Raw genomic sequence first — 5,968 nt, 5'->3', positions numbered from 1 at the left:
GCTCATGCGTTCGTGTGCGAGCAGGGGCAGCAGAACAGGATAGTTCTGCAACAGCAGTGAGACCACCGCCGTCAGTACCAGCGGCCACCGAATCCCGGGGTCGCGTAGAGCGTAGCGGAACCCGTCCAGCACGGACGCGTGTGACGACGTCTCGGTTGTTTGTGTTCCGGCGACGGTTCGCTCGGTGTGCAGGTCCCGGGTTCGCATCAGGGCAAGTGCGCCGAGAATTACGAGGTAGGAGAGTGCGTTGGCGAGAAAGCACCAGGACAAGCCCACCGTGGAGGCCAGCAGCCCCGCGATCGCCGGGCCGACCAGCCGCGACGTCGTCATCAGCGTCGAATTGAGCGCAACTGCATTTGCCACTCGTTCGCGGCCAACCATCTCGAACACGAAGCTTCGCCGGGCAGGGTTGTCTACTGGCTGTACGAGCCCGACGCAGGCAGCCACGGTCAACGCCAACGGAACTGTCAGAGTGCCGATCGCGGACATCGACCACAAGATCGCCGCCAGTGCCGCTTGTACCGCCTGGGACACGAGCAATACATTGCGGAGCGGCAACCGCTCGAGCGTTGCACCGATCCAGGGAGCCACCACCAGCAGCGGCAAATACATCAGTAAGGTCACCATGCCGAGCGYGACACCGCTGCCGGATTCGTYGAGGACGAACAGGGCCAGTGCGAGGGTCTGCATCCATTGTCCGGTAGCGGAGACGAGTCGGCCCACGAAGAACAGGCGGAAGTTGCGTACCCGCAGTGACGTGAACGGGCGCCGGGCACCCGTTCGTAGGGTGTCAGTTGGCAATGTCGCGCCACCTTACGGGTTGCCGATAGATGTCGGGGAAATGAGTCCTGACGTACTTGTGGAACTCTCTGATGTGCTGGCGCATTGCCCAGCGGGCACCCTCCGCGTCGTGTGTACCAATCGCGTCGGCCACGGCCGAGTGCGCACGCAACACCGCTTCTCGGCGCTCGATGGGGTAGCTGATGCCCAGGGGCATCCCGTCGGTGATCGCGTGCAGCGACGAGACCAACAACGCGAACATCTCGTTGTCGGCCGCAGCGGCGACGATGTCGTGGAATCGGTCGTTCTCGGCGATGAAATTCTCCTCGTCGGCAAGGAACGCTTCCATGCCCCGCACCGAATCGACGATTTCCTGTACGACATCCGCGGTTGCGAATTCAGCTGCTCGACCGGCCAGTTCGGGCTCGAGCAACTCGCGTGCGTCGACCAGTGCGCTGAACGGCATGGACCGAAGCTGGAAGAACAACCCGAGCATGCTGGCGAGGTCGTGGGCATCCGGCTCCGCGACGATGGGACCGCCCTGTGGTCCGGCCTTGACTATGATCACGCCACTCATCTCCAGGAAGCGCAGCGCCTCGCGCAGGGTACCGCGGCCCACGTTGAAGCGAACCAACATTTCGCGCTCACGGTCGAGACGGGTACCGGGGCGCAACCTGCCGGTGGTGATGTCGTCGACGATGTGCTGAGCGATGGACAGGGCAGCCTTGTACGCGCGCCGTGTCGTCGGCCGCCTCCGTGGCTGCCGATCTGTTTCGGGCGGACTATCCACTCCGGGGTCGTTCACATCGGTGATCATGGCCACTCCATTCTCCAACACGGTCCTATCATTATGCTAATTGGATTCGAGGCGGGCGCGTGGTTCGCTTCCTGCGGCTACCCGACTCTCGCTGCGCGCTACGGCTGGTGCGACGGCGATAGAGCCTGTGACCATAGGCTTCGGTGCTTTTGTGTAACGCGAGTCGACTCCGCGCCAAGCTGCGGTGTCGACCGGCCGTTATCCGTCGCTTTGGCGATTGACCCTCGCGTATCCCATTATTAGGCTATTCATGAGACCAACGTGATGCCAACCACAGGCGACGCCATTCGTTACCTCCGGCACACGGCGGCTCGTCACCACGTTCGACCAGGAGGTTTAGGTGCTTATGGCAGGCGCTGCGACGGCTGAGCTCTACTTGGCCAGAGTGATTCAGGTTCGTTGGGAAGCCGAGAAAGTCATTTCCCTGCAGTTGGTTCGCGACGACGGATCAGATCTGCCGGAATGGGCGCCGGGGGCGCATGTCGAGGTCACGCTACCGTCGGGGCTGATTCGCCAGTACTCGCTGTGCGGCGACCCGTCGGATCGCAGTCAATACACCATCGCGGTGCTCCGTGAGGATAGCGGCCGAGGCGGATCTGCCGAGATCCACGACTCGGTAATGGTCGGGCAGAAGCTGTGGATCCGGGGGCCTCGGAATCATTTTCCGCTCGAGCCCGCCGAGTCGTACGCGTTCATCGCCGGCGGCATCGGCGTAACACCGATATTGAGCATGGTGCGGGAGGTTGCCGGCGGGCAGGTGCCCTGGTCCCTTCATTATGGCGGCAGGTCCTCGGAGACCATGGCGTTCACCCGAGAGCTGACCACGCTCGGCGCTCGGGTGGATTCGGCGGTCCACGTGGTCCCTGAGGTCGATTCGGGACTTCTTCCCCTGCGGGCGATCCTCGAAGGCGTCGGCGTCGGTGGCGCGGTGTACAGCTGCGGGCCGACGGCCCTGCTCGATGCGCTTCGTGCCCTTGCGGCCGAGATTAGGCCGGACGTGTCCGTTCGCTTCGAGCTGTTCGGGGCTCCCGCCTCCGGAAGCGATGAGGACGTCGACGCGGCCCGGCACGATCGCCCCTTCCGGGTCTGGCTGGCGCGCAGCGATCGCACCGTGGAGGTCGAGGACGGCACGACGCTGCTCCAAGCCGTTCAGGCTGTCCGACCGGAGGTCCCGTACTCCTGCGAGGAGGGATTCTGCGGAACGTGCATCACCAAGGTGTGCGGTGGTGCGCCCGTACACCGAGACACCGTGCTGACCGAGCAGGAGCGTGCTGCGGGCGAGACGATGATCATCTGCGTCGGCAGCTGCGCATCAGACGAACTCGTCCTCGACCTATGAACGGCTCTGTAAAACGTTGTGTCGCAACAAAATAGTGGAATGTGACGATTGACACAGTGAGTGTGTGCCCGTAGCGTTCGCTGCAGACGACCACCTCGGCCCACCACGTCTCGGCCGAGACATTTCGTCAGCATCTCGAAGCATCCAGGCCGTGCCGCCGGACGCGTTTCGCCTCACCATCTCTCGACCCGCAACGGTCGCCGACGAAAGACGAAATCATGACCACAACCCGTGCGGACTCCCTCCGGGAAGCCGGCAACCCCGTCTACAGCGACCGCAAGCTGCGGCTGGGCACGTTCTCGACGAACCTCCAGGGCGGCTGCGCCATCTCGACCATCGACGGGGTACTGCAAGCCGAATGGCCCAATACCATCGAACTTGCGAAGCTGGCCGATGGCATGAATTTCGAGGCGGTCGTGCCGGTCGGAAGGTGGCGCGGATTCGGTGGTCCGTCCAACTTCAACGGGGCCGGTTTCGAATGCTTCACCTGGGCTGCGGGTGTAGGTACCGTTACCGAACGCACCGGTGTCTTCGCCACTTCTCACGTCTCCACCATCCATCCGGTGATGGCGGCGAAGCAGGCGGCCACGATCGATCACATCACCAATGGGCGTTTCGCGCTAAATATCGTCACCGGGTGGAACACGCCCGAGATCGAGATGTTCGGCGCCCCGCTGCTCGAGCACGACAGGCGATACGACCTGGCTGCCGAGTGGTTCCAGATCGTCAAAGCCCTGTGGACCAGCGAGGACCCGGTCAATTTCGACGGCAAGTACTTCCGTGTGGTCGATGCATCGATCGCCCCTCATCCCATCCAGAAGCCGCACCCGGTGGTCATGAACGCCGGTGGTTCGGCTGCGGGACGTCACTTTGGCGCCAAGTATTGCGATGTCGTGTTCATCGCACCCAAATATGACATGGAGGAAATGGCAGAAGAGGTCGCCGCGTTCAAGCGGCTGGCACGTGAAGAGTACGGCCGCGAGATCATGGTGTGGACCAACTCATACGTGGTCCAAGACGAAACCGAGAAGGCTGCCCACGCATTTCACGACTACTACGTCGATGTGAAGGGTGATTGGGAAGCGGCCGAGAACCTGGTGTCAACATTGGGTTTGAATTCACAATCCATCCCACCGCAGGCTCTCGAGAAGATCAAGCGCCAGTTCATCGGAGGCTGGGCCGGATTCCCGATTATCGGTACCAGCGAACAGGTCGTGGACACTCTCGGCAAGCTGACCGACTGCGGATTGGATGGTGTATTGATGTCCTTCCCGCGATACATCGAAGACATGACGCGATTCCGAAACGAGACCTATCCGCTCCTCGTCGAGGCCGGTCTGCGCGGATAACGTGCTGTATGAATGGCGATAGGGAGATCGAGATGAGCACTACTGCCGTCGAGAAGCCGATCGACGAAAACCTCTTCCGGGAAGCGATGGGAAACATCTGCACCCCCGTTGCGGTGGTCACCACCCGTGACTCCGCAGGTGAACCGTACGGGACCACCGTCAGCGCCTTCTGCTCCTTGTCCATGGCCCCGCCGATGATCCTGATCGCCCTCGACCGGGCATCCGGCCTCCTCGCAGCGGTGCGGGAGCTCGGCGCGTTCGGCGTGAACATCCTGTTGACCGATGCCGAGGATGCCGGAAAGAAGTTCGCCAGGAAGGGCAAGGGAGACTTCACCTCCACCGACTGGCACTGGCACGACGGTGTTCCGCGGCTAGCGTCGAGCACCTTCTTTCGGTGCACTACGGCCGATCTTCTCGATGGGGGTGACCATCTCATCGTCACCGGACTGGTCCATGCAGTCGGGCTGGGGGAGGGCGCCCCCCTGACCTACCACCGACGTACCTTCGGCACGCATGCCACGGTCAGCGGAACGTTGGGCCGATGACCCGGCTCCGGGTTGCTGGCCAGCGCCCTATCGACGATCCGGCGACTTGGCTGGCCTGCGGTGGAGCGGTCGTCGCTCTCGATTCTCGCCGAAACGAGGGATTGATGGTGTTCGGGGCGGCATACGCCACCACCGACCTGATGGCGTTCGCTGTTCGGCACGGCACCGGGTATCTGCGAGTCGCGATTTCACCGGACGTTGCGGACCGACTGAACCTGCCGCCCATGCACAACAGCTTCCGCCAGTCAGGTCAGGGTGGTTTCACAGTGTCCGTCGACGCGAGATATGCTGTAGGCACCGGTATTTCGGCGCACGACCGAGCCTGCACCGCACGTCTGATCGCGGACCCGAACGCGCAGCCCGATGATTTCACGCGACCGGGGCACCTCCTGCCGGTGGTAGCGGGACCGCGGGACGGTGACGGTGAGTCGGCGGTCGCTTGTCAGGCGCTCGCACTCGTGGACGCGGCGGGGCTGACCGCCGCCGCGGTTTACAGCGAGCTCGTCTCTGTGCAGGATCCGACCACGATCATGGCCGCCGACGAGGCCGGGGCGTTTGCGCGCTCCGTGGGTATCCCGGCCATTTGGATGCCGAATACTGACCCGCAACACTCGCGATCGAGGAATGGACGTAACACGATGAACGATCGCCATGTCGGCGAAAACCCGGCACCGGTCTTCCCGCGGACTCCGTCGGGCGGCCAGCAGCCCGCCCACCTCGCGGCCGTGGTGCCGATCCTCTCGTGATGTCCAACCCCAGCACCGATCCCGCCGGCCACGGAGCGACCGATGGCGCCATCGGGCGATCACCATCCAACCAAGACGTCCCGTCAGACCCTTCCCGATCAGGCGAAGACCTGACCCCGAGGTTCGGCTTTTTCACACCGATCGTCCAGCCGATCAACCTCCAGTCTTGGGAGGACACGGCGGAACCGCAAGACCTTGCCAGAATAGTGACAGGGGCCGAATCGCTCGGCTACAACTATGTGACAGTCGGGGATCATGCCGCCGTCGCCACCACGGAATCGGCCCTCTACGGGAGCCCACGCTTCTTCGATCCGATCGGCACCATCGGCTACCTCGCCGCGCTGACCAGCCGTATCCGATTCGCCACACACGTCTATCAGATTCCACTGCGC

The 5,968-nt window shown here is 63.2% G+C and carries 7 protein-coding genes; 5 read left to right on the top strand and 2 right to left on the bottom strand.

Annotated features, from left to right (window positions below):
* The coding region (locus AC1D1G_RS40365; protein WP_477956394.1) for an MFS transporter at positions 1-801 on the bottom strand (801 nt) is incomplete at its 3' end.
* Complete coding sequence (locus tag AC1D1G_RS40360) at positions 791-1,597, bottom strand: FadR/GntR family transcriptional regulator (RefSeq protein ID WP_477956393.1); 807 nt, start codon at positions 1,595-1,597, stop codon at positions 791-793. The genes AC1D1G_RS40360 and AC1D1G_RS40365, both read right to left, overlap by 11 nt.
* Positions 1,598-1,982: 385 nt before the next feature.
* Between AC1D1G_RS40360 and AC1D1G_RS40355 the strand changes: the two genes are divergently transcribed.
* The 5 genes from AC1D1G_RS40355 to AC1D1G_RS40335 form a co-directional block, all read left to right on the top strand.
* The gene (locus AC1D1G_RS40355) at positions 1,983-2,936 is read left to right on the top strand and encodes a PDR/VanB family oxidoreductase (protein ID WP_477956396.1); all 954 of its coding nucleotides are present in this window, start codon (positions 1,983-1,985) and stop codon (positions 2,934-2,936) included.
* Between the two features lie 218 nt (positions 2,937-3,154).
* On the top strand, positions 3,155-4,285 hold the full coding sequence (locus AC1D1G_RS40350) for an LLM class flavin-dependent oxidoreductase (protein ID WP_283352039.1): 1,131 nt from the start codon (positions 3,155-3,157) through the stop codon (positions 4,283-4,285).
* Positions 4,286-4,317: 32 nt separating this feature from the next.
* The gene (locus AC1D1G_RS40345) at positions 4,318-4,830 is read left to right on the top strand and encodes a flavin reductase family protein (protein ID WP_164062486.1); all 513 of its coding nucleotides are present in this window, start codon (positions 4,318-4,320) and stop codon (positions 4,828-4,830) included.
* Positions 4,827-5,576 carry a 3,4-dihydroxy-2-butanone-4-phosphate synthase gene (locus AC1D1G_RS40340; RefSeq protein ID WP_164062485.1) on the top strand — a complete coding sequence of 250 codons (750 nt, stop codon included), beginning with the start codon at positions 4,827-4,829 and terminating at the stop codon, positions 5,574-5,576. Before AC1D1G_RS40345 ends, AC1D1G_RS40340 begins: the two co-directional genes overlap by 4 nt.
* On the top strand, positions 5,576-5,968 hold a 393-nt coding region (locus tag AC1D1G_RS40335), incomplete at its 3' end, for an LLM class flavin-dependent oxidoreductase (RefSeq protein ID WP_477956395.1). The genes AC1D1G_RS40340 and AC1D1G_RS40335, both read left to right, overlap by 1 nt.

The sequence above is a fragment of the Rhodococcus sp. P3_B8 genome (genome assembly GCF_056402775.1).
Note: the sequence above shows the minus strand (reverse complement) of the source record. Positions and strands in the feature narration are given on the sequence as shown.